Genomic DNA, 22527 nt, shown 5'->3' on the forward strand with positions numbered 1-22527 from the left:
TTGGCATTATTGATATTCTGATTTATCACAGCATTATTTTTGGTAACCTGCTGATCTGTATATGCCATTGATTCATTCTTGGCATTACTGATGTTTTGATTAATTACAGTATTATTTTTAGCTATCTCATTCCCAGTATAATCTTTCAGCTGCTTAACGTTAACACCATCAGTATCCTCAGTACCTGCGGCAACATGAGTCAATTGTCGATTAGTGTTACCCGTCCCAAAAGATACACTATACTCTCTGTCAGTTGTACTTCCCCCGCCAATGGCAACACTATTATTATGTTCGGCTACACTCTGTGAGCCTAGTGAGATAGCATTTTCTGCAGTAGATGTAGCCCCTACACCAATAGCTAATGTATCTCCTGCAGTCGCCTGGGCGGAAGAGCCAAATGCAACACTATTCTCCCCAGTTGCTTTAGACGCAGCACCTACACTTGTAGAATTAGCGACTGCCTCACTACCCGCACCATTTGCTATAGCTGAATCACCGTTTACTTTACTAAATGAACCAATGGCTACCGAGTTATTTCCAACAACATTTGCATTTGCGCCAATAGCTGACGATGAGTTACCTTGAGATGAAGAATATGAACCAATTGCAGTATTATAGGCTCCTTCGGTTTTTGAAACAGCGCCTATTGCTGTAGAAGAAGAACCTGAAGCATTTGCATATGCACCAATAGCTGTCGCATTACTATCAGTTGCCTGGCTATTATCACCGGCATTATAAGAATTATATGCATAAGTATTTGCTGAAACTGCAAATATAACAGAGGCTGCGAATATTTTTTTCATAAACATTCAATCTTTTAAATTGATAGATAGACAGGATTTAACACCATTGAATAGAGCTCTAAAAATAAGCTGTGGGATTTTATTTATATGATTTATGAAATTCAAGAATTATCTTATATTCAAAAAAGGGATAAAGATTATAAGAAAAATCGATATAACAATAAAGTTACACTCGGAGGTTAATAAAAACACAATCAATACACATAAAATGATTAGCGCACCTTATAATTAAGGTGTCTTTATCAAAAAAATACACACATTTACTTCATAAAACAACTCATTGTTATTTCACTTCTCATATTTGAACGATTTTTAAACAGAAACTCATAAAGAAAACTTCACATTACCCGCGTAACAAAAAATCTCTCCCACTCAAAATATTGCTATTTTGTTGCACAGCAAATCTATATAACGTTCAAATTTCACACTAAAATTATATAAATAACCATTCATGTTATTAGCCTTCAATTAATTGAGAGCTAAAATATACCTATCGAAATAAAATATGAATGTGTTGATATTTATTCATTTATATACATAAAAATGCAGCATCTTCTATCTCGCATTAGATCATACGCAATAAACCAACTATTCAATATTAAAGGTGCATACAAAAGCGAATAATTATGCATTTTTGAATCATGTACTGATAAATTTATAAAAAAACACCACCAACCACATCCATACTTATCAAGTAAGGTATAGCCCGGTTTAATGGCATTCGATACCTTTCTAAACTGTAAGCAGCAAAAAGTTCTACTTAACATGCACCACGGTTGAGGAGACAGCTAACGAATATTTTGATCATTTATCAACCGGTAGCATCGATAACAAATTAAAATGCCCCTGCACACCATACAGAAAGTTGACCGACCACTGTACGATCGTGTATATGGTGTGCCCGCGACATATCGCAGAAATGATTATTACATGACAGGAATTACAGGCCTCTCAATATCTGGGACGATTGGCGTATTGCACATGATTTAACAGAACTCGGTGCTTATTCCTGGCAACCTGAAGCGGCACCGCTTCCTCCGTTGCATTTACAGCCACCTTTTTCACCCACGATTAATCAACATCCAGACCAGAAGACACGCCACCACCGGCACAGCAAAATCCATCAGGCTTGCCACATCCCATGCACGTGGATCAAAACCGCCCCACCACGGCATATTCATACGCTTGCCATGCCCGAACATTTCAATCCAGCGATATTCTGCCTGGGTGTGTTCGCGCGCAATGAAGAACGTACAATGTAGTGGCATAGTGAATTTGGCCACCTGAATAGAGGTGATATCATCACCTCATAGTCAAAACAGGTGACATTATGACCGGACGTAACAGACGCAATTTTAGCCCCGAGTTTCGCCTCGAGGCTGCCCAGCTTGTACTCGATCAGCATTACACCGTTGCCGCCGCTGCCACTGCGATGAATGTCGGCAAATCCACGATGGATAAATGGGTTCGACAACTGAAAGAAGAGCGAGCGGGAAAATCACCCATAGCTTCACCCATGACACCTGAGCAGATTGAAATACGTGAGTTGAAGAAAAGACTTCAACGCGTTGAAATGGAAAGGGATATATTAAAAAAGGCTACCGCGCTCTTGATGTCAGACTCCCTGAACAATTCTCATTAGTTGATAAACTCAGGGCGCGGTTTCCTGTTGCCGTTGTGTGCAACGTGTTTGGGGTTCATCGCAGCAGTTATAAATACTGGCGGCAGCCCAGGAAGCCTGACGCCACGAAAGTGGCATTACTGAGCCTTGTGCGTGAAGTTTATCACGAAAGTAACGGTTCAGCAGGAGCGCGAAGCATTGCCGCAATGGTCACCACCAAAGGTATAAAACTGAGCCGCTGGGGGGCAACAAAGCTGATGAAAGCGCTCAATATTATCAGCTGTCAGCAACCTGGCCATCGTTATAAGAAGGCGTCTAAGGAACACATTGAGATCCCTAATTATCTGGATCGCCAGTTTGCTGTTACCGAGCCTAATCAGGCTTGGTGCGGTGATGTGACTTATATCTGGACGGGAAAACGCTGGGCTTATCTGGCTGTTGTACTCGATTTGTTTTCCCGTAAACCGATTGGCTGGGCGATGTCATTTTTCCCTGATTCCGCACTGACAGGTAAAGCCCTGTCGATGGCCTGGGAAGCACGGGGGAAACCGGCTAATTTACTGTATCACTCGGCTCAAGGCAGTCACTATACCAGCAGGAATTTCAGACAGTTACTGTGGAGATATCAGATAAAGCAAAGCCTGAGTCGCCGGGGAAATTGCTGGGATAACAGCCCAATGGAACGGTTCTTCAGAAGCCTGAAAACAGAGTGGGTACCGGATAATGGCTACGCGAATTTTAGCGAAGCCAGCACGGCAATAACGAATTACATCACAGGATATTACAGCCAGCTCAGACCTCATCAATATAATGGTGGTTTGACGCCGAATGAATCAGAACGATTGTTCTGGAAAAACTCTAAAGCGGTGGCCAGTTTTTGTTGACCACTACACGTTGACCTGGCTGCCAGCGGCGTTGCCTACAAAGAGCGGATGAATATACCGGTAATTGCAGAACAGGTAGCCCGTGAGCAACCGGAGAACTTGCACACCTATTTCATGGAACGGCTACGATACTGGCCGGCGTTGAATTAATCCACATGATGCGCAAGGGGCAATATCAGCATCCTCAGGGTGATGGATTGTCACCCACGGAACAATTTTATCTGCTGACTTTCCACCGTTAACGCGACACAACCTTTGTTCCTGAGCTTCGCGTTGCAGAGCCGGTAATCTCCGTCTCTTTAAATTAAAAAGACGGAGACTATTAAAAACTCATTAAAACATCAGGAAACAACAGATTCCCCGTAAAACGCTGCAGCCTGTGCAGGCTGGGAGTCCATATCATCATGGAGATCTCTGGAGTATGGGAGGGAGTTGACTGTCGATATAAATATCCTGTCATTTTCTAAAGTGAAAATTTCTGATTCGAGACTACCAATATCACTATGTACAGGATTAGTCCACCCACTAAATAGTAAAAATCCCCATTCCTGAAAAAGCCCGGAATTCACTTCACGTTTTACATCATGAAACATTTCTCCCGTCAGTTCATCGAAATGGACATTATTGATATCGCGTCGTGCCGGGACAGTCCCTTTTTTATCCTCAATCCAAAACAATGCATTGTCAAATCTGTCCGACGTTGCGGTACGAGGCTTAAAGAAGCGATGAGGTTTAATTAAATAAGATGACACAAATTTCCCTGTGGCTTTATCCTTCGCAAAAATAACAAATGTTTTACCAATGCAGCTTTCATCAATATCTTTTGAAAATGACACCACGCCGTCCTGATTTACAGTCAGCGAATTGTCTCCCGCATTGGTGACAACACTCCAGTCCAACGTATTATTATTGACAACATCATTGTCAACCACCATCTGAAATGTCGCACCTGGAAATAATGTTTTCGGGAATGAACCATTAGCCATGTCTTTTTTTATATCGAAAACATGGTGGCTCACTAGAACACCGGTAATTTTTGGCATAAAAAACTCCTTATTTGTTTAATTGAAATGCGATCAATAAATTCGATCGCCAGAGAGATATTATTACTTTTACAAGAATAAATGTTGTTATTTGTTTATTATAAAACAATCATCACCCAGAAAAGAAAAAGATGCAGCTCGTTAACAAAAACCTTTGTGGCATATTAAGGTTGTGTCGCGTTAACGGTGGAAAGTCAGCAGATAAAATTGTTCCGTGGGTGACAGCCATTACCGCGAAGGCATATTGCAAGGGGCGTTGCTTGTGGTCGATTCCTCACTCACTCCAGTTGATGGTTCGCTGCTTGTATGTGCTTATCGCATAAAGAGATATCGGAAGCATCCGCGCCGCCATGATTGTCTTTCTCCTGATGCAGGAAAAGCAGAATGGCTAAATCAGCAGCAGAGCGCAAAGCCGATCAGAGAGCCAAGCAAGCATCATCCGGTATGCGTAAGCTGGAGCTTGTACTTGATGCTCAGGAAATTGAAATGCTGGAGCGTAACTGTGCCACGCGTCGCTTCAGGCGTGCGCCTTACGAGTTTGGTGAGTACATCGCGTTACTGAGCCGCCAGGATGATGCACTTGTGCGCTGGCGTATAAAATCGATCAGCAGAAAACGTTGCGGTAAGTGCGGCGAGAGAGTTCCTGTTAATTCATGCCCGTGTAATGGTGACTCACAATGCTGGGTGACCAAAGGCTGATTCGAATTTAAGAACTGAAAGAACACCAAGCCGCCTGATGGCGGTTTTTTATTGGAGACAAGAAATGTCAGATTTGGCTATGAAGATTTTGAAATGGCAAACGACTGGCGATGTCGGCATCAGTAGCGCAACTCTTGCCTCAATCGCATGTGGACTGAAAAAGAATATCTATGGTCATCACTTCGGCGCTCCACATGACGCAGCCGATTTCCGACGATGCGTTGCACTTGTTGAGCAGATTCCAGAAATCAGAGATTCATTCGACAAGGTTGCAAAGCGCGTTCCGGCATTCAAAGGCATCCTCAACGAATGGGATTCCCTCGTTGCTCTGTTGAAGTCTGAAATGAAGATACACGGAAACAAAGCACCAGAGACTTACAGAAGAATTAGCGAACTACGCAAGGACTAACCATGGAATCACACAGCCTCAAACCCAATGAGGCATGTTAACCCCCCCCCTTTCATTCCAGCACCGGAGAAAACAATGAGCGAAGTTAACTTAATTGTGCCCAATGACTGGGTGACAGAGCAAAAACTGATCGAAATTACAGGTTTACGCCCAGGAACCATAGAGAGAGCACGTAAACAATCCTGGCTTGTTGGTCGTGAATATCTCCATGTTGCACCTGACGGTATTCCAAAAGAAAACAGCGAATGCATGTATAACCGCAAGGCTATCGACCAGTGGGTTGAAAGTATGTCAAAAAAACAGCCTGGTGCGCGTCGATGAAGAACCGTTTATGCTTAATGCGCTCTTGGGCGTCAGGAGGGAACAATGGCTAAGACAGCATACCCAACAGGCGTTGAGAACCATGGCGGATCACTCCGAATATGGTTCATGTATAAAGGCACACGAGTGCGGGAAAGTCTCGGTGTGCCGGATACACCAAAAAACAGGAAAATAGCTGGCGAGCTACGAGCGTCTGTTTGTTTTTCCATTAAGACGGGTAATTTCGACTATGCCGCTCAATTTCCGGACTCTCCCAACCTGAGAAAATTTGGTGCGGAAAGTAAGGAAATTACCGTCGCAGACCTGGCTGAGAAATGGCTGGATCTGAAAAAGCTGGAAATCAGTACCAATGCGATGGGGCGTTACAGCTCCATTGTAAGAAATATGGTTCCCCGAATCGGAGGCAACAGACTTGCATCTGCTGTGACCCAGGAAGAACTGCTGTTCATACGAAAGGATTTGCTGACCGGATATCATGTTCTGAAACGTGGGCAAAAAACACCCATTAAGGGACGTTCCGTGCCGACAGTTAATAACTACATGAACACCATGGCGGGGATGTTTCAGTTCGCAGCCGACAGCGGATACATCAAAGAAAATCCGTTTGCAGCCATTTCGCAACTGAAGAGATCACGAACAGAACCTGATCCGTTAACCCGTGATGAGTTTGTCAGGTTGATTAACGCATTTAAGCATCAGCAATTAAAAAATATGTGGTCGCTGGCTGTGTATACGGGAGTTCGCCACGGGGAGTTGGTTTCTCTGGCATGGGAGGATATAGACCTGAAGGCAGGGACAATGACGATCAGAAGAAACCACACATTAACGAAAGAGTTCACTCTTCCTAAAACCGAAGCGGGAACAAACCGTGTTATCAACCTTATTCAACCAGCAATAGACGTGCTTAAGAATCAGGCTGAAATGACACGGCTTGGTAAGCAGTATCAGGTTGAAGTGAAACTTCGTGAGTATGGTCGAACTGAAATGCATCCGTGCACTTTTGTTTCAATCCGCAAATCGTTACGCGTAATGGCCTTGCCGGGTACCATTATGCAGTTGGGTCGATTAATCAGTCATGGGAAACTGCAATGCGACGCGCCGGAATTCGCTACCGCAAAGCATATCAGTCCAGGCACACTTATGCATGTTGGTCTTTGACCGCTGGAGCTAACCCTAACTTCATCGCGAAGCAAATGGGACACTCGGATGCTCAGATGGTTTATCGCGTTTACGGATCGTGGATGGCAGAAAACAATCAGGATCAGGTATCCATTTTAAACCAGAAATTGAGTGAGTTTGCCCCATCCATGCCCCACGCTGTGGGATCGGATGTAATTAAACAAGCATAGTCAACAGGTTACAAAACCTACACCTGCATGGACATCACTTCCTGATACGCCGCCACCAGCTTATTACGCACCTGAATCCCCATTTGCATCGAAACCGACGCTTTTTGCATCTCGGTCATCACATCGTTTAGCGCTACGCCGGGTTCACCGAGGGTAAATTTTTCTGCCTGTGTGCGGGCGGTGGTTTGCGTATCGCTAATGCGATCGAGCGCAGCATGAAGCTGTCCGGCAAAACTGATGGTCGGTTGCGGCAGAGTCCCCTGCGCACGCGCACTCATCGCCGTGGCCTGTAACTGGCTGATAACCCCTTCAATCCCCTGTATCGCTGACATATTCATCTCCCGGACAATTCTTGGTAGCAGAGCCTACCAGTAAGTCAATAAGATAAAGGCGCTAAATAGAGACAAAAAAATGGGTTAATTGGCGCATAGAAAAAAATAAAACCACAAATAATGAGGCCGTTAATTTTTCGAGTTTGCTGACCCGGGAGTGCGTCTTGTTCCACTTTGCCAATACCGCTGTCTATCATCTGCCACGAGGTGCGCGATGAATGCGACTGCAGCCCAGACAAAATCTCTTGAGTGGCTTAATCGCCTGCGCGCAAATCCGAAAATACCTTTGGTTGTTGCTGCTTCCGCGGCGGTTGCAGTGATGGTCGCGTTAATTCTGTGGGCAAAAGCCCCTGATTACCGCACGTTATTCAGCAATCTTTCCGATCAGGATGGCGGTGCGATCGTCAGCCAACTGACACAAATGAATATTCCTTACCGCTTCAGCGAAGCCAGCGGCGCGATTGAAGTTCCGGCAGATAAAGTTCACGAGCTACGTCTGCGTCTGGCACAGCAAGGCTTGCCTAAAGGCGGCGCGGTCGGTTTTGAACTGCTCGATCAGGAAAAGTTTGGTATCAGCCAGTTCAGCGAACAGGTGAATTATCAGCGAGCGCTGGAAGGTGAACTTTCCCGTACCATCGAAACTATCGGCCCGGTAAAAGGAGCGCGCGTGCATCTGGCGATGCCGAAACCGTCTTTATTTGTCCGTGAACAAAAATCCCCTTCGGCATCAGTGACGGTAAATCTTTTACCTGGTCGCGCGCTGGATGAAGGGCAAATCAGTGCCATTGTGCATCTGGTTTCCAGTGCGGTAGCCGGATTGCCACCGGGTAACGTCACGCTGGTAGATCAGGGTGGGCATCTGTTAACCCAGTCCAGCACCAGCGGGCGCGATCTTAATGACGTCCAGTTAAAATATGCCAGTGATGTCGAAGGTCGCATTCAGCGGCGTATTGAAGCGATCCTGTCACCAGTTGTCGGCAACGGCAATATTCACGCTCAGGTGACGGCACAACTGGATTTCGCCAGTAAAGAGCAAACCGAAGAACAGTATCGCCCTAATGGCAATGCGTCACAGGCAGCGCTCCGTTCCCGTCAACTGAATGAGAGCGAACAAAGCGGTTCCGGTTACCCTGGCGGCGTGCCTGGCGCATTATCGAATCAGCCCGCGCCTGCCAATAACGCGCCAATCAGTACACCTCCGGCAAATCAAAACAACCGTCAGCAACAAACAAGCACCACCAGTAATAGCGGCCCGCGCAGCACTCAGCGTAATGAAACCAGCAACTACGAAGTCGATCGCACTATTCGTCATACCAAAATGAACGTAGGCGACGTGCAACGTTTGTCGGTCGCCGTCGTGGTGAATTACAAAACGCTGCCGGATGGTAAACCGCTGCCACTGAGCGCCGAACAGATGAAGCAGATTGAAGATCTGACCCGCGAGGCGATGGGCTTTTCTGAAAAGCGCGGCGATTCACTCAATGTCGTCAACTCCCCCTTCAACAGCGGTGACGAAAGCGGTGGAGAACTGCCGTTCTGGCAACAACAAGTGTTTATCGATCAACTGCTGGCTGCCGGTCGCTGGTTGCTGGTGCTACTGGTGGCGTGGCTGCTGTGGCGTAAAGCGGTACGCCCGCAGTTAACACGCCGCGCCGAGGCGGTGAGCGCCGTACAACAGCAGCCACAGGCTCGCCAGGAAGTGGAAGATGCGGTGGAAGTACGCCTCAGCAAAGACGAACAATTGCAGCAACGCCGTGCTAACCAACGTCTGGGAGCGGAAGTAATGAGCCAGCGTATCCGTGACATGTCTGATAACGATCCGCGCGTAGTAGCGCTGGTCATTCGCCAGTGGATAAATAACGATCATGAGTAACCTGACAGGCACCGATAAAAGCGCCATCTTGCTAATGACCATTGGCGAAGATCGGGCGGCTGAAGTGTTCAAGCACCTCTCCCAGCGCGAAGTGCAAACCCTGAGCGCAGCGATGGCAAATGTCACGCAGATCTCCAATAAACAGTTAACTGAAGTGCTGGCGGAGTTTGAACAAGAAGCTGAACAGTTCGCCGCCCTGAATATTAACGCCAACGATTATCTGCGTTCGGTGCTGGTGAAAGCGCTGGGCGAAGAGCGTGCCGCCAGCCTGCTGGAAGATATTCTCGAAACCCGCGACACCGCCAGCGGCATAGAAACGCTCAACTTCATGGAGCCGCAGAGTGCCGCCGATCTTATTCGCGATGAACATCCACAGATTATCGCCACCATTCTGGTACATCTGAAGCGCGCCCAGGCCGCCGATATTCTGGCGTTGTTCGATGAACGTCTGCGTCACGACGTGATGCTGCGTATCGCCACCTTTGGCGGTGTACAGCCTGCCGCGCTGGCGGAACTGACCGAAGTGCTGAATGGTCTGCTCGACGGTCAGAATCTCAAACGCAGCAAAATGGGCGGCGTGAGAACAGCAGCCGAAATTATCAACCTGATGAAAACCCAGCAGGAAGAGGCGGTTATTACCGCCGTGCGTGAATTTGACGGTGAGCTGGCGCAGAAAATCATCGACGAAATGTTCCTGTTCGAAAATCTGGTGGATGTCGACGATCGCAGTATCCAGCGTCTGTTGCAGGAAGTGGATTCCGAATCGCTGCTGATCGCCCTGAAAGGAGCCGAACAGCCACTGCGCGAGAAGTTCCTGCGCAATATGTCGCAACGCGCCGCCGATATCCTGCGCGACGACCTCGCCAACCGTGGTCCGGTACGTTTGTCGCAGGTGGAGAACGAGCAGAAAGCGATTCTGCTGATTGTGCGCCGTCTTGCCGAAACCGGCGAGATGGTGATTGGCAGCGGCGAGGACACCTATGTCTGATAACCTGCCGTGGAAAACCTGGACGCCTGACGATCTTGCGCCGCCACAGGCAGAGTTTGTGCCGCTGATGGAGCCGGAAGAAACCGTCACTGAAGAGATCGAACCCAGCCTTGAACAACAACTGGCACAACTGCAAATGCAGGCTCACGAGCAAGGTTATCAGGCGGGGATTGCCGAAGGTCGCCAGACAGGCCATGAACAAGGCTATCAGGAGGGTCTGGCACAGGGGCTGGAACAAGGACTGGTGCAGGCGAAATCTCAGCAAGCACCGATTCATGCGCGGATGCAGCAACTGGTCAGCGAATTCCAGACCACCCTTGACGCGCTGGATAGCGTGATAGCTTCGCGGCTGATGCAAATGGCTCTGGAGGCGGCGCGTCAGGTGATCGGTCAGACGCCCACGGTGGACAGCCCGGCACTGATCAAACAGATCCAGCAGTTGCTACAGCAGGAACCGTTATTCAGCGGCAAACCACAGTTACGCGTGCATCCGGATGACCTGCAACGCGTCGATGAGATGCTTGGCGCAACGTTAAGCCTGCACGGCTGGCGGTTGCGCGGCGATCCAACTCTGCATCCCGGCGGCTGTAAAGTCTCTGCCGATGAAGGCGATCTCGATGCCAGTGTCGCCACCCGTTGGCAAGAACTCTGCCGTCTGGCAGCACCTGGAGTGGTGTGATGACCACTCGCCTGACACGCTGGTTAACCTCGCTGGATAGCTTTGAAGCCAAAATTGCGCAACTTCCTGCGGTACGCCGCTACGGGCGATTAACCCGCGCCACCGGGCTGGTGCTGGAAGCCACCGGATTACAACTACCGCTCGGCGCAACCTGTGTGATTGAACGCCAGAACGGCGCTGAAACTCACGAAGTGGAAAGCGAAGTGGTTGGCTTTAACGGTCAACGGCTGTTTTTAATGCCGCTGGAGGAAGTGGAAGGTGTACTGCCTGGCGCACGCGTTTATGCCAAAAACATCGCCCCACAAGGGTTGCAAAGCGGCAAGCAATTACCGCTCGGTCCGGCGTTGTTAGGTCGCGTTCTGGACGGTAGCGGTAAACCACTCGACGGTCTGCCCTCTCCCGATACGACTGAAACCGGTGCATTAATTACCCCGCCGTTTAACCCATTGCAACGTACGCCGATTGAGCACGTGCTGGATACGGGCGTGCGTCCAATCAATGCCCTGCTTACCGTCGGACGCGGGCAGCGTATGGGGCTGTTTGCCGGTTCCGGCGTCGGCAAAAGTGTGTTGCTGGGGATGATGGCGCGTTACACCCGTGCAGATGTGATTGTCGTTGGTTTAATTGGTGAACGTGGACGCGAAGTAAAAGATTTTATTGAGAATATCCTCGGTGCTGAAGGGCGTGCGCGCTCGGTGGTGATTGCCGCACCAGCCGATGTTTCTCCGCTCCTGCGAATGCAAGGTGCCGCCTATGCCACGCGCATTGCCGAAGATTTTCGCGATCGGGGTCAGCATGTGTTGCTAATTATGGATTCCCTCACCCGCTACGCGATGGCTCAGCGTGAAATTGCGCTGGCGATTGGCGAACCGCCTGCCACCAAAGGCTATCCTCCATCGGTATTCGCCAAACTACCGGCATTGGTCGAGCGTGCCGGAAACGGCATCAGCGGCGGCGGCTCGATTACCGCTTTTTATACCGTGCTCACCGAAGGTGATGATCAGCAAGATCCGATTGCCGACTCCGCGCGGGCGATCCTCGACGGGCACATCGTACTGTCTCGTCGTCTGGCGGAAGCCGGACACTATCCGGCAATTGATATTGAAGCGTCAATCAGCCGTGCAATGACAGCACTGATCAGCGAGCAACATTACGCGCGGGTGCGCACATTCAAACAGTTGTTGTCGAGTTTTCAGCGCAACCGCGACCTGGTCAGCGTTGGTGCTTATGCCAAAGGCAGCGATCCCATGCTCGATAAAGCCATCGCCTTATGGCCGCAGCTTGAGGGCTATTTGCAACAAGGCATTTTTGAACGCGCGGACTGGGAAGACTCTCTCCAGGGGCTGGAGCACATTTTCCCAACGGTGTCATAACTCAGGAGATAACAGCAGATGGCAGAACATGGCGCACTGGCGACCCTGAAAGATCTGGCAGAAAAAGAGGTGGATAACGCCGCACGACTGTTGGGTGAAATGCGTCGCGGATGCCAGCAGGCAGAAGAGCAACTCAAAATGCTGATCGATTATCAGAATGAATATCGTAACAACCTGAATAGCGATATGAGTGCAGGAATGACCAGCAATCGCTGGATTAATTATCAGCAATTTATCCAGACGCTGGAAAAAGCCATTACTCAGCACCACCAGCAACTTACACAGTGGACACAGAAAGTTGATGTTGCCCTGAATAACTGGCGGGAAAAGAAACAACGTTTGCAGGCCTGGCAGACACTGCAGGAACGGCAATCCACGGCGGCACTGTTAGCAGAAAACCGCCTCGACCAGAAAAAGATGGATGAGTTTGCCCAGCGCGCCGCCATGAGGAAACCAGAATGATTCGCTTAGCGCCCTTGATTACCGCTGACGTTGACACCACCACGCTGTCCGGCGGTAAAGCCACCGATAGCGCACAAGATTTTCTCGTTTTGTTGAGCGGAGCATTAGCAGGCGAGACAACAAACAACAAATCTACGCCCCCATTGTTGGTGGCGACAGATAAACTTGTCATCAAAGTCGAGCCGCTGGTCAGCGATATTCAGAACGACGCGCAACAACCAGATTTACGGATCTCTGTGGATGGAACACAGCCCGTCATCAACGACGAACAATCCACATCAACACCATTAATCACCGCTCAGGCGATTACGCTGGCTGCAGTGCCAGACAAAGACACGGCAAAAGACGAAAAAGCGGATGATCTTAATGAAGACGCCGCGGCCAGCCTGAGCGCCCTTTTCGCAATGTTGCCGGGTTTTGACAATACGCCCAAAGTAACTGACACACCATCAACCGTGTTACCGACAGAAAAGCCAGCACACCCCACAAAACTGACTTCTGCGCAACGCACAACAGCACAGCCTGGCGACACCGCTGAAGCGTCAGTCCAGCCATTAACACCGCTGGTAGCTGAAGCCCAGAGCAAAGCGGAAGTCATCAGCACACCTTCGCCAGTGACTGCTGCTGCCAGCCCGCTAATCACTCCACACCAGACGCAGCCTCTGCCCACCGTCGCAGCGCCTGTTTTGAGTGCCCCGCTGAGTTCCCATGAATGGCAACAATCCTTAAGCCAACATATTTCACTGTTTACCCGTCAGGGGCAACAAAGCGCTGAATTGCGTTTGCACCCGCAGGATTTAGGTGAAGTGCACATCTCCCTCAAAGTGGATGACAACCAGGCGCAAATCCAGATGGTTTCGCCGCATCAGCACGTGCGCGCCGCCCTGGAAGCGGCTCTTCCGGTACTGCGTACACAACTGGCAGAAAGCGGTATTCAGTTGGGGCAGAGCAATATCAGCGGCGAAAGTTCTAGCGGTCAGCAACAGGCGGCGTCTCAGCAACAGCAAGGCCAGCGCACAATAAACCATGAACGCCAGGCTGGCGAAGATGACGATGCACTGCCAATTTCTGCCTCTTTACGAGGGCGTGTAGCAGGCAACAGTGGCGTTGATATTTTCGCCTAACGTCAGAGGTAACCCCTTAATCTGCGTCTTTTCCCCGCTTTGTCGCGATCAAGACACAGGATAATTAGCCGATAAGCAGTAGCGACACAGGAAGACCGCAACACATGACTGATTACGCGATAAGCAAGAAAAGCAAGCGATCGCTTTGGTTCCCGATTCTGGTATTCATTACTCTCGCGGCCTGCGCCAGCGCGGGGTACAGCTACTGGCACTCGCATCAGGCGGCGACTGACGACAATGCGCAGCAACATGTCATGCCCTCACCGGTCTTCTACGCACTGGACACTTTTACGGTCAACCTGGGCGATGCGGATCGTGTGCTTTATATCGGTATTACTCTGCGACTAAAAGATGAAACCACCCGTTCGCGCCTGAGCGAGTATTTGCCGGAAGTCCGTAGTCGCTTGCTGTTACTGTTTTCGCGTCAGGATGCCGCCGTGCTGGCAACCGAAGAAGGCAAGCAAAAGCTGATTGCCGCGATTAAAGCCATACTCTCCACCCCGCTTGTTGCCGGGCAACCGAAACAGGATGTCACCGACGTGCTGTATACCGCTTTTATTCTGCGATAACGACATGGGCGATAGTATTCTTTCTCAAGCTGAAATTGATGCACTGTTGAATGGCGACAGCGAGGTCAAAGACGAACCGACTTCCGGCGTGACCAGCGACAATGACATTCGGCCTTACGATCCCAATACGCAACGACGGGTTGTGCGCGAACGTTTGCAGGCACTGGAAATCATTAATGAACGTTTTGCCCGACATTTCCGCATGGGGCTGTTTAACCTGCTGCGTCGTAGCCCGGACATCACCGTCGGGGCGATCCGTATCCAGCCATATCATGAATTTGCCCGCAACCTGCCGGTGCCGACCAACCTTAACCTTATCCACCTGAAACCGCTGCGCGGCACAGGACTGGTGGTGTTCTCGCCAAGCCTGGTATTTATTGCCGTGGATAACCTGTTTGGCGGCGATGGTCGGTTCCCTACCAAAGTGGAAGGTCGCGAGTTTACCCATACCGAACAGCGCGTCATCAACCGCATGTTAAAGCTGGCGCTTGAAGGCTATAGCGACGCCTGGAAGGCGATTAATCCGCTGGAAGTCGAGTATGTACGTTCGGAAATGCAGGTGAAATTTACCAATATCACCACCTCACCAAACGACATTGTGGTTAATACGCCTTTTCATGTCGAAATTGGCAACCTGACCGGTGAATTTAATATCTGCCTGCCATTCAGCATGATCGAGCCGCTGCGGGAATTGTTGGTTAACCCGCCACTGGAAAACTCGCGTAATGAAGATCAGAACTGGCGCGATAATCTGGTGCGTCAGGTACAGCATTCACAACTGGAGTTGATCGCCAACTTTGCCGATATTTCGCTGCGCCTGTCGCAGATTTTGAAACTGAAACCCGGCGATGTCCTGCCGATAGAAAAACCCGATCGTATCATCGCGCACGTTGACGGCGTTCCGGTGCTGACCAGCCAGTACGGCACCATCAATGGCCAGTATGCGTTACGGATAGAACATTTGATTAACCCGATTTTGAATTCTCTGAACGAGGAACAGCCCAAATGAGTGACTTGAATAATCCGGCCGATGACAACAACGGCGCAATGGACGATCTGTGGGCTGAAGCGTTGAGCGAACAAAAATCAACCAGCGGCAAAAGCGCCACTGAGGCGGTGTTCCAACAGCTTGGTGGCGGCGACGTCAGTGGAACATTGCAGGATATCGACCTGATTATGGATATTCCGGTCAAACTGACCGTCGAACTGGGTCGCACACGAATGACTATCAAAGAGCTGTTGCGCCTGACGCAAGGATCAGTGGTGGCGCTGGACGGTCTGGCTGGCGAACCGCTGGATATTCTGATCAATGGCTATTTAATCGCCCAGGGCGAAGTTGTGGTCGTTGCCGATAAATATGGCGTGCGGATCACCGATATCATTACCCCGTCTGAGCGGATGCGCCGCCTGAGCCGTTAGTGATGAATAACCACGCCACCGTGCAACCAACCACGCCGGTTTCCACCGCGCCGCTCCTGCAGGTGAGTGGCGCATTAATTGCCATTATTGTCCTGATTCTCACTGCAGCATGGCTGGTGAAACGGCTGGGATTTGCCGCCAAACGCAGCGACGCCCGCGGGTTAAGAGTCAGCGCCAGCGCTTCACTTGGCGCGCGCGAGCGGGTAGTGGTGATCGATGTGGAAGATGCACGACTGGTACTCGGCGTCACCGCAGGGCAAATCAATCTGTTGCATAAACTTCCCCCTTCTGCGCCAACGGAAGAGATGCCACAGGCCGATTTCCAGTCGCTAATGAAAAATTTGCTCAAGCGTAACGGGAGATCCTGATGCGTCGTCTGTTATCTGTCGCTCCTGCTCTTCTCTGGCTGGTCAGCCCCCTCGCCTTTGCGCAACTGCCTGGCATCACCAGCCAACCGCTGCCTGGCGGAGGACAAAGCTGGTCGCTTCCGGTGCAGACGCTGGTGTTCATCACCTCGCTGACGTTTATTCCGGCGATTTTACTGATGATGACCAGTTTCACTCGCATCATCATCGTTTTTGGTTTACTGCGTAACGCGCTGGGAACCCCCTCCGCCCCGCCCAACCAGGTATTGCTGGGACTGGCGCTGTTTTTGACCTTTTTTATTATGTCACCGGTTATCGACAAAATTTATGTCGATGCGTACCAGCCATTCAGCGAAGAGAAAATCTCAATGCAGGAGGCGCTGGAAAAAGGGGCGCAACCGCTGCGTGAGTTTATGCTGCGTCAGACCCGCGAGGCAGATTTAGGGTTGTTTGCCAGACTGGCAAATACCAGCCCCTTGCCGGGACCGGAAGCCGTGCCGATGCGCATTTTGCTACCGGCCTATGTGACCAGCGAGCTGAAAACCGCATTCCAGATAGGCTTCACGATTTTCATTCCTTTCCTGATTATCGACCTGGTGATCGCCAGCGTGTTGATGGCGTTGGGGATGATGATGGTGCCCCCCGCGACCATTGCTCTACCATTTAAACTGATGCTGTTTGTGCTGGTGGATGGCTGGCAATTGCTGGTCGGTTCGCTGGCGCAGAGCTTTTATAGTTAGAGAGGGCAAAATGACACCTGAATCGGTCATGATGATGGGGACGGAAGCGATGAAAGTCGCTCTGGCGCTGGCCGCCCCGCTGCTACTGGTGGCGCTGGTGACTGGCCTTATTATCAGCATTTTGCAGGCTGCCACGCAGATTAACGAAATGACGCTATCGTTTATTCCGAAAATCATCGCCGTATTTATCGCCATTATTATTGCCGGGCCGTGGATGCTCAACCTGTTGCTGGATTACGTCCGCACCTTGTTCACTAACCTGCCGTATATCATCGGGTAGCGCGTGCTATGTTGCAGGTAACAAGCGAACAATGGCTTTCCTGGTTAAGTCTGTATTTCTGGCCATTGCTGCGCGTGCTGGCGCTGATCTCCACCGCGCCCATTTTAAGCGAACGTAGTATACCGAAACGGGTGAAACTGGGACTCGCGATGATGATCACTTTCGCTATTGCCCCGGCATTACCAGCCAACGATGTTCCCGTTTTTTCGTTCCATGCCCTGTGGCTGGCGGTGCAGCAAATCCTGATTGGCATTGCCCTTGGGTTTACCATGCAATTTGCCTTTGCCGCTGTGCGAACTGCTGGAGAAATTATCGGTCTGCAAATGGGGCTTTCATTTGCGACATTCGTCGATCCAGGCAGCCATCTTAATATGCCCGTTCTGGCGCGTATTATGGATATGCTGGCTCTGCTGTTGTTCCTGACATTTAACGGCCATTTATGGTTGATTTCGCTGCTGGTCGATACGTTTCACACTCTGCCTATTGGGGGCGAGCCGCTTAACAACAATGCGTTTCTGGCGCTCACCAAAGCAGGAAGTTTAATTTTTCTCAACGGATTGATGCTGGCATTACCGATTATTACCCTGCTGCTGACACTGAATCTGGCGCTGGGATTACTTAATCGAATGGCTCCGCAATTATCAATTTTCGTTATCGGTTTTCCATTAACTCTGACGGTCGGTATTTCATTAATGGCAGCATTAATGCCGTTAATTGCTCCGTTTTGCGAACATTTATTCAGTGAAATTTTTAATTTGCTTGCCGATATTATTAGCGAATTTCCAGCAATATGATTCCGTAATGTTTATCGTGTTATCCTAAGGATTATCCGAAAAATAAAATCAGGCTACATCTTCCAGGATACTCCGCTGGCGCAATATTTATTTTAGTCTCACTCACATATCACAACATTTACTTTACTTTAAGACAATTCCAGGCAAATTATAAAGAACTTTACGGGATAGTAAGTCCGCCTGAAAAATCGCGAGAGTGCCGCATTAGGTGATGCTTGTTGTTCCGTTTAGTCATGATGAAATATTCAGGTAAGGGGAATTATCGTTACGCATTGAGTGAGGGTATGCCATGTCAACGATTATTATGGATTTATGTAGTTACACCCGGCTAGGTTTGACCGGGTATCTGTTGAGTAGAGGGGTTAAAAAAAGAGAAATCAACGACATCGAAACCGTTGATGACCTTGCCATCGCTTGTGATTCACAGCGCCCTTCAGTGGTGTTTATTAATGAGGACTGTTTTATCCACGATGCTTCTAACAGTCAGCGTATCAAGCACATCATTAATCAACATCCCAATACGTTATTTATCGTTTTTATGGCAATTGCCAATGTTCATTTTGATGAATATCTGTTGGTCAGAAAAAATTTATTGATTAGTTCTAAATCAATTAAACCGGAATCTCTCGATGATATCCTTGGCGATATTCTGAAAAAAGAGACAACAATGGCCACTGTTTTAAATATGCCGACGTTATCATTGAGTCGAACCGAATCGAGTATGTTGCGAATGTGGATGGCTGGTCAGGGAACCATTCAGATCTCCGACCAAATGAATATCAAAGCCAAGACCGTTTCATCGCATAAAGGCAATATTAAACGTAAGATCAAAACGCATAATAAACAGGTTATCTATCATGTCGTCCGACTGACGGATAATGTGACTAATGGTATTTTTGTCAACATGCGCTAACACATTCTGACTGGTGGTTTCCCACCAGTCAGGCTGAATGAAATTACTCTGCTTTCTCCACAAAGATACCGTCCTGATGCCCTGCCTCATTAAAGAACCAGATGCCGAGCGGGTAGTCTTCCAGCGAAACCAGGTACATTGTGCCTTCACTAAACTCCTCAACTGCCAGTACCACGCCAGGACGACGCGGACCGCCATCCGTTTTGACTGTTACCCGATCATTCACCTTCATCATTTTCCTCCTGTGGCTTTGTGCCAGTGTAGAACAATTTCTTTTTGCTGGCAGCGCCGGATGAGCGCGAGTGCTGATTTTCTCGACGGTCTATACTTAAAAGATGCCAGGCGTGCATCACGGTCAGCAGCATCAAATGAGTAACGGTTGCGAGGAAAGATGATGAAAACCGCAAAAGAGTACAGCGATACCGCAAAACGTGAGGTCAGCGTCGATGTCGATGCCCTGCTGGCGGCGATCAATGAAATTAGCGAAAGCGAAGTTCATCGCAGCCAGAGTGATTCAGAACACGTCAGTATCGATGGTCGTGAATACCATACATGGCGTGAATTAGCGGATGCCTTTGAACTGGATATTCATGACTTTAGCGTCTCGGAAGTAAACCGCTAAATGCGACATAAAAAAATCCCGGCCCTTGTGGGGGTCGGGATCAAACTTGCTTAAGCAAGAAGCACTTAAAAAATTCGTTACACCAGGAAATCTGATGTGTTCATCACCTTATCTGCAATTTTTTTCGCTGACAAGGAAATATTCTTTGCATGAATGATTAATATCACTAATGAATGAAATTGTGACTTTCGTCACCCCTTATGGCCTCTGCTACGGGCGGGATCGCTCCCAAAAAATGATCAAATACAAATCGTGCTATTTTGAGAAACATCCTGGTAAAGGGAGTATGCGCTACCATGCTTTCAATTCAACAACCACTGCTGATTTTCACCGATCTCGATGGCACCCTGTTGGACAGTCATAGCTATGACTGGCAGCCTGCCGCTCCCTGGCTAAACCGTTTACGAGAAGCAGACGTTCCAGTGATTCTCTGCAGCAGTAAAACGTCGGCGGAAATGCTGTACTTGCAAAAAATCCTGGGTCTGCAAGGGTTGCCGCTGATTGCCGAAAACGGAGCGGTGATCCAACTGGATCATCAATGGCAAGATATAGATGGTTTCCCCCGTATCATCTCGGGTATTGCCCATAGTGAAATCAGTCTGGTGTTGAATACGTTACGCGAGAAAGAACATTTCAAATTCACCACTTTTGATGATGTCGATGAGACAACCATTGCTGAATGGACTGGATTAAGCCGTAGCCAGGCGGCGCTGACGCAATTGCATGAAGCCTCGGTCACGCTCATCTGGCGCGACAGTAACGAGCAAATGACGCAATTTACCGCTCGCCTGAACGAGTTAGGGTTGCAGTTTGTCCAGGGCGCTCGCTTCTGGCATGTGTTGGACGCCTCTGCCGGAAAAGATCAGGCCGCCAACTGGATCATCGCGGCATATCAACAATCAGGCGGAGAACGTCCGACGACGCTTGGCTTAGGCGATGGTCCAAATGACGCGCCATTACTGGAAGTGATGGATTACGCGGTCATTGTGAAAGGGCTAAACCGGGAAGGCATTCATCTGCAAAATGAGGATCCGCCTCGTGTCTGGCGAACGCAGCGAGAAGGTCCTGATGGCTGGCGCGAGGGGTTGGATCACTTTTTTACCGTCCGTTAAGGGGTATCACTGGCGCAGACCCGATTACGTCCTGCTTGTTTAGCGAGATACAGCCGACGATCGGCCAGCGATTGCAATTGTTCAAAATCATAATCACCGGTTTCTTCACTGCTGCTCACCCCCAATGAAGCACTGATGCGGATAGTCTTGCTCTTGGCAATCAACATCTCTTTTTCATTCAGCTTCAGACGAATATGTTCGGCAACTTCTTTTGCCTGCTCCAGGCTGGCGCCAGGCAGAATCACACAAAACTCCTCACCACCAACCCGTCCGGCAACATACTGGGGTCGTAATGAACGACTAATTAATCCGGCAGCATGTGACAACACACGGTCGCCCGCCTGGTGACCAAAGCGGTCATTAATCGCTTTAAAATGGTCAAGGTCGACCTGAATGACAGAAAAAGGATGTTTGTGTGTCTGGCACATTTTGGCCAGCGGACGCGCTTTTTCGAACAGTGCGCCACGGTTATACAGGCGGGTTAAAGTGTCGTGCCACGCCTGCCATTGCAACGAGCTTTGCAGGACAAACATATTGCTGACCATCTGGCGAATCACATACCAGGAGATAAGTAACATGGTTGTGAAGAGCGCCCACAACAGGGTTAATGCAATGCTGATACTGCCGAAATCACCACGCACACCTTCGCTAAGCGTATGGATTCGCACTAATACCCCGTCAAAATGATCCAGCCGTTCCCAGCTAACATAGCGACTGTTCATCCGGATTCCACCGCGCGTATCGTGTTCAATGGCCTGCGCAAGTGATGCCAGTTCGCGAGGATCAAAGAGATCTTCGGTAGGATTCTCCGGGTTGGAAGAGGTCAATAATTTCAGTTTACTGTCGTAGAGTTGATATTCACCGTCGAGATTTTTATCGATAGCATTTTGTAAAAATTGCTGCATTGAACGCACGGGAATACTCATTCCCAGCACGCCATACCAGTAATTATTGCTGTCAACCGGCACGCTTACAGTGACTTGTGGTTCAGTAACATTGTTATGGTCATGCTGAGAGGTAAACCAACGCACCGCACGTTGGCGGTTTTCTCGTTGTGAATGACCGATAAACCAGGGTTGGGTGACAAATTCGTAGTAACGCCCGGGCACACTTCGCATAAACAGCGTCGGCTGCGTAGAAACGTAAAATCCGGCGCGCGAGACATACATCGCCTGTTCAACCATCGACGAGGAGTTGTGCGCCAGTCGCAGCAAGTAACCGACTTCCAGCGCGGCGGTAATTTCGTTGTCCAGGGATTCATTTTCGCGAGAAAGCAGATCCCCCTCGCTGACTAACGCATCAGAGACGCCATTTACCGGCAGGGTACGTCGTCTGTTGAGTTCTATCTGCCAGGCATGTTCATCGCGACGTTGTTCGAACTCGGTAACGGCATTGCGCAGAGAGGTGAAATCGAGCGGCGCAACGAGGGCTTCGCGCATCCCGTTACGCAAAAATAATAACTTATCAACGTTATATTGCAGTTGTTTATCAAGCGCGTTGGCAACATTTTCCAGATGGTTACGCTGACTTGAAATATAGGCATCTTCCAGTACGACGACTTCACGCCATGTGAGTAAAGTTGAGAAGATCAACACCACAATAAAGCAGAGATTAACGACATGACCAGGCCCCAGGCGGCGCGCGAGTTTTTTCAGCCAGCTCTGGTTTTCCATTTCTGTCTCGTGCAGCACCCTGACAACTCCCAACCTGCTTTCTTATGATTCTGGCATAACCTGGCAATAGCGTACCGCCA

Annotated in this window: 26 protein-coding genes and 3 pseudogenes; 23 read left to right on the forward strand and 6 right to left on the reverse strand. The window is 49.3% G+C overall.

What is annotated here, in order from left to right:
* Both A31E_RS26230 and A31E_RS13070 read right to left on the reverse strand, forming a co-directional pair.
* Positions 1 to 803, reverse strand: a pseudogene (locus tag A31E_RS26230) (hypothetical protein); the annotation flags it as partial.
* Positions 804 to 1864: 1061 nt separating this feature from the next.
* Complete coding sequence (locus A31E_RS13070) at positions 1865 to 2071, reverse strand: hypothetical protein (protein ID WP_016248827.1); 207 nt, start codon at positions 2069 to 2071, stop codon at positions 1865 to 1867.
* 62 nt (positions 2072 to 2133) lie between these two features.
* Here A31E_RS13070 and A31E_RS13060 point away from each other — a divergent pair.
* Together A31E_RS13060 and A31E_RS24240 are read left to right on the forward strand one after the other, a co-directional pair.
* Positions 2134 to 3308 (forward strand): IS3 family transposase gene (locus tag A31E_RS13060; RefSeq protein ID WP_105265740.1). Its coding sequence is split into 2 segments (ribosomal slippage): positions 2134 to 2392 and positions 2392 to 3308, totalling 1176 coding nucleotides; the frame shifts between segments, so codons are not numbered across the junction.
* 15 nt (positions 3309 to 3323) lie between these two features.
* The gene (locus tag A31E_RS24240; RefSeq protein WP_071990834.1) at positions 3324 to 3458 is read left to right on the forward strand and encodes a DNA polymerase III subunit theta; all 135 of its coding nucleotides are present in this window, start codon (positions 3324 to 3326) and stop codon (positions 3456 to 3458) included.
* 191 nt (positions 3459 to 3649) lie between these two features.
* On the opposite strand, the gene A31E_RS13055 is transcribed toward A31E_RS24240, so the two are convergent.
* Positions 3650 to 4351: a hypothetical protein gene (locus A31E_RS13055; protein ID WP_016248829.1), complete on the reverse strand. Its 702-nt coding sequence runs from the start codon at positions 4349 to 4351 to the stop codon at positions 3650 to 3652.
* Positions 4352 to 4571: 220 nt separating this feature from the next.
* On the opposite strand from A31E_RS13055, the pseudogene A31E_RS26435 reads away from it, so the two are divergent.
* The 5 genes and pseudogenes from A31E_RS26435 to A31E_RS13035 all read left to right on the forward strand — a co-directional run.
* A pseudogene (locus A31E_RS26435) lies at positions 4572 to 4703 on the forward strand (DNA repair protein); the annotation flags it as partial.
* 32 nt (positions 4704 to 4735) lie between these two features.
* Positions 4736 to 5050 (forward strand): hypothetical protein, encoded by a 315-nt coding sequence (locus A31E_RS13050; protein ID WP_016248830.1) that lies wholly within the window; start codon positions 4736 to 4738, stop codon positions 5048 to 5050.
* A gap of 64 nt (positions 5051 to 5114) precedes the next feature.
* Positions 5115 to 5459 carry a hypothetical protein gene (locus A31E_RS13045; RefSeq protein ID WP_016248831.1) on the forward strand — a complete coding sequence of 115 codons (345 nt, stop codon included), beginning with the start codon at positions 5115 to 5117 and terminating at the stop codon, positions 5457 to 5459.
* A gap of 75 nt (positions 5460 to 5534) precedes the next feature.
* The gene (locus A31E_RS13040) at positions 5535 to 5780 is read left to right on the forward strand and encodes an excisionase family protein (RefSeq protein ID WP_000005726.1); all 246 of its coding nucleotides are present in this window, start codon (positions 5535 to 5537) and stop codon (positions 5778 to 5780) included.
* Between the two features lie 45 nt (positions 5781 to 5825).
* Positions 5826 to 7129 (forward strand): annotated as a pseudogene (locus A31E_RS13035) (tyrosine-type recombinase/integrase).
* Between the two features lie 17 nt (positions 7130 to 7146).
* Here the strand turns inward: A31E_RS13035 and fliE are convergent.
* Positions 7147 to 7461 (reverse strand): flagellar hook-basal body complex protein FliE, encoded by a 315-nt coding sequence (gene fliE, locus A31E_RS13030; protein WP_001274304.1) that lies wholly within the window; start codon positions 7459 to 7461, stop codon positions 7147 to 7149.
* A 214-nt stretch (positions 7462 to 7675) separates the two neighbouring features.
* Between fliE and fliF the strand changes: the two genes are divergently transcribed.
* From fliF to rcsA, 14 genes are all read left to right on the forward strand, one after another.
* Entirely contained in the window at positions 7676 to 9334 is a 1659-nt protein-coding gene (fliF, locus tag A31E_RS13025; protein WP_000994476.1) for a flagellar basal-body MS-ring/collar protein FliF, read from the forward strand.
* Positions 9327 to 10322 carry a flagellar motor switch protein FliG gene (gene fliG, locus A31E_RS13020; RefSeq protein WP_016248833.1) on the forward strand — a complete coding sequence of 332 codons (996 nt, stop codon included), beginning with the start codon at positions 9327 to 9329 and terminating at the stop codon, positions 10320 to 10322. The genes fliF and fliG overlap by 8 nt, the downstream gene beginning before the upstream one ends.
* Positions 10315 to 11001 (forward strand): flagellar assembly protein FliH, encoded by a 687-nt coding sequence (fliH, locus tag A31E_RS13015; RefSeq protein ID WP_016248834.1) that lies wholly within the window; start codon positions 10315 to 10317, stop codon positions 10999 to 11001. The genes fliG and fliH overlap by 8 nt, the downstream gene beginning before the upstream one ends.
* A complete protein-coding gene (gene fliI, locus A31E_RS13010) occupies positions 11001 to 12374 on the forward strand; it encodes a flagellar protein export ATPase FliI (RefSeq protein ID WP_016248835.1) in 1374 nt (457 codons plus the stop codon). Before fliH ends, fliI begins: the two co-directional genes overlap by 1 nt.
* A gap of 18 nt (positions 12375 to 12392) precedes the next feature.
* Positions 12393 to 12836 (forward strand): flagellar export protein FliJ, encoded by a 444-nt coding sequence (fliJ, locus tag A31E_RS13005; protein ID WP_000807573.1) that lies wholly within the window; start codon positions 12393 to 12395, stop codon positions 12834 to 12836.
* Positions 12833 to 13960: a flagellar hook-length control protein FliK gene (locus A31E_RS13000; RefSeq protein WP_016248836.1), complete on the forward strand. Its 1128-nt coding sequence runs from the start codon at positions 12833 to 12835 to the stop codon at positions 13958 to 13960. Before fliJ ends, A31E_RS13000 begins: the two co-directional genes overlap by 4 nt.
* A gap of 104 nt (positions 13961 to 14064) precedes the next feature.
* Positions 14065 to 14529 carry a flagellar basal body-associated protein FliL gene (gene fliL, locus A31E_RS12995; protein WP_000133098.1) on the forward strand — a complete coding sequence of 155 codons (465 nt, stop codon included), beginning with the start codon at positions 14065 to 14067 and terminating at the stop codon, positions 14527 to 14529.
* 4 nt (positions 14530 to 14533) lie between these two features.
* On the forward strand, positions 14534 to 15538 hold the full coding sequence (fliM, locus tag A31E_RS12990; protein ID WP_001516574.1) for a flagellar motor switch protein FliM: 1005 nt from the start codon (positions 14534 to 14536) through the stop codon (positions 15536 to 15538).
* Positions 15535 to 15948 carry a flagellar motor switch protein FliN gene (gene fliN, locus A31E_RS12985; protein ID WP_001281690.1) on the forward strand — a complete coding sequence of 138 codons (414 nt, stop codon included), beginning with the start codon at positions 15535 to 15537 and terminating at the stop codon, positions 15946 to 15948. The genes fliM and fliN overlap by 4 nt, the downstream gene beginning before the upstream one ends.
* Positions 15949 to 15950: 2 nt before the next feature.
* A complete protein-coding gene (gene fliO / locus A31E_RS12980; RefSeq protein WP_001516576.1) occupies positions 15951 to 16316 on the forward strand; it encodes a flagellar biosynthetic protein FliO in 366 nt (121 codons plus the stop codon).
* Positions 16316 to 17053: a flagellar type III secretion system pore protein FliP gene (fliP, locus tag A31E_RS12975; RefSeq protein ID WP_001253435.1), complete on the forward strand. Its 738-nt coding sequence runs from the start codon at positions 16316 to 16318 to the stop codon at positions 17051 to 17053. The genes fliO and fliP overlap by 1 nt, the downstream gene beginning before the upstream one ends.
* 10 nt (positions 17054 to 17063) lie before the next feature.
* The gene (fliQ, locus tag A31E_RS12970; RefSeq protein ID WP_000187358.1) at positions 17064 to 17333 is read left to right on the forward strand and encodes a flagellar biosynthesis protein FliQ; all 270 of its coding nucleotides are present in this window, start codon (positions 17064 to 17066) and stop codon (positions 17331 to 17333) included.
* Between the two features lie 8 nt (positions 17334 to 17341).
* Positions 17342 to 18127, forward strand: coding sequence for a flagellar biosynthetic protein FliR (fliR, locus tag A31E_RS12965; RefSeq protein ID WP_001516577.1), 786 nt, complete (start codon positions 17342 to 17344; stop codon positions 18125 to 18127).
* A 289-nt stretch (positions 18128 to 18416) separates the two neighbouring features.
* Positions 18417 to 19040: a transcriptional regulator RcsA gene (rcsA, locus tag A31E_RS12960; protein ID WP_000103995.1), complete on the forward strand. Its 624-nt coding sequence runs from the start codon at positions 18417 to 18419 to the stop codon at positions 19038 to 19040.
* A gap of 43 nt (positions 19041 to 19083) precedes the next feature.
* Here the strand turns inward: rcsA and dsrB are convergent, their stop codons facing one another.
* Positions 19084 to 19272, reverse strand: a complete 189-nt coding sequence (dsrB, locus tag A31E_RS12955; protein ID WP_000867217.1) for a protein DsrB — start codon at positions 19270 to 19272, stop codon at positions 19084 to 19086.
* 162 nt (positions 19273 to 19434) lie between these two features.
* Here dsrB and yodD point away from each other — a divergent pair, with 162 nt between their 5' ends.
* Both yodD and A31E_RS12945 read left to right on the forward strand, forming a co-directional pair.
* Positions 19435 to 19662, forward strand: coding sequence for a peroxide/acid resistance protein YodD (gene yodD, locus A31E_RS12950; protein ID WP_001516578.1), 228 nt, complete (start codon positions 19435 to 19437; stop codon positions 19660 to 19662).
* Between the two features lie 296 nt (positions 19663 to 19958).
* Complete coding sequence (locus A31E_RS12945; protein ID WP_001516579.1) at positions 19959 to 20774, forward strand: mannosyl-3-phosphoglycerate phosphatase-related protein; 816 nt, start codon at positions 19959 to 19961, stop codon at positions 20772 to 20774.
* On the opposite strand, the gene dgcQ is transcribed toward A31E_RS12945, so the two are convergent.
* A complete protein-coding gene (gene dgcQ, locus A31E_RS12940) occupies positions 20771 to 22465 on the reverse strand; it encodes a cellulose biosynthesis regulator diguanylate cyclase DgcQ (protein ID WP_016248837.1) in 1695 nt (564 codons plus the stop codon). The genes A31E_RS12945 and dgcQ overlap by 4 nt on opposite strands.
* Between the last annotated feature and the right edge of the window lie 62 nt (positions 22466 to 22527).

The sequence above is a fragment of the Escherichia sp. KTE159 genome (genome assembly GCF_000408805.1).
GTDB classification, from domain to species: domain Bacteria; phylum Pseudomonadota; class Gammaproteobacteria; order Enterobacterales; family Enterobacteriaceae; genus Escherichia; species Escherichia marmotae.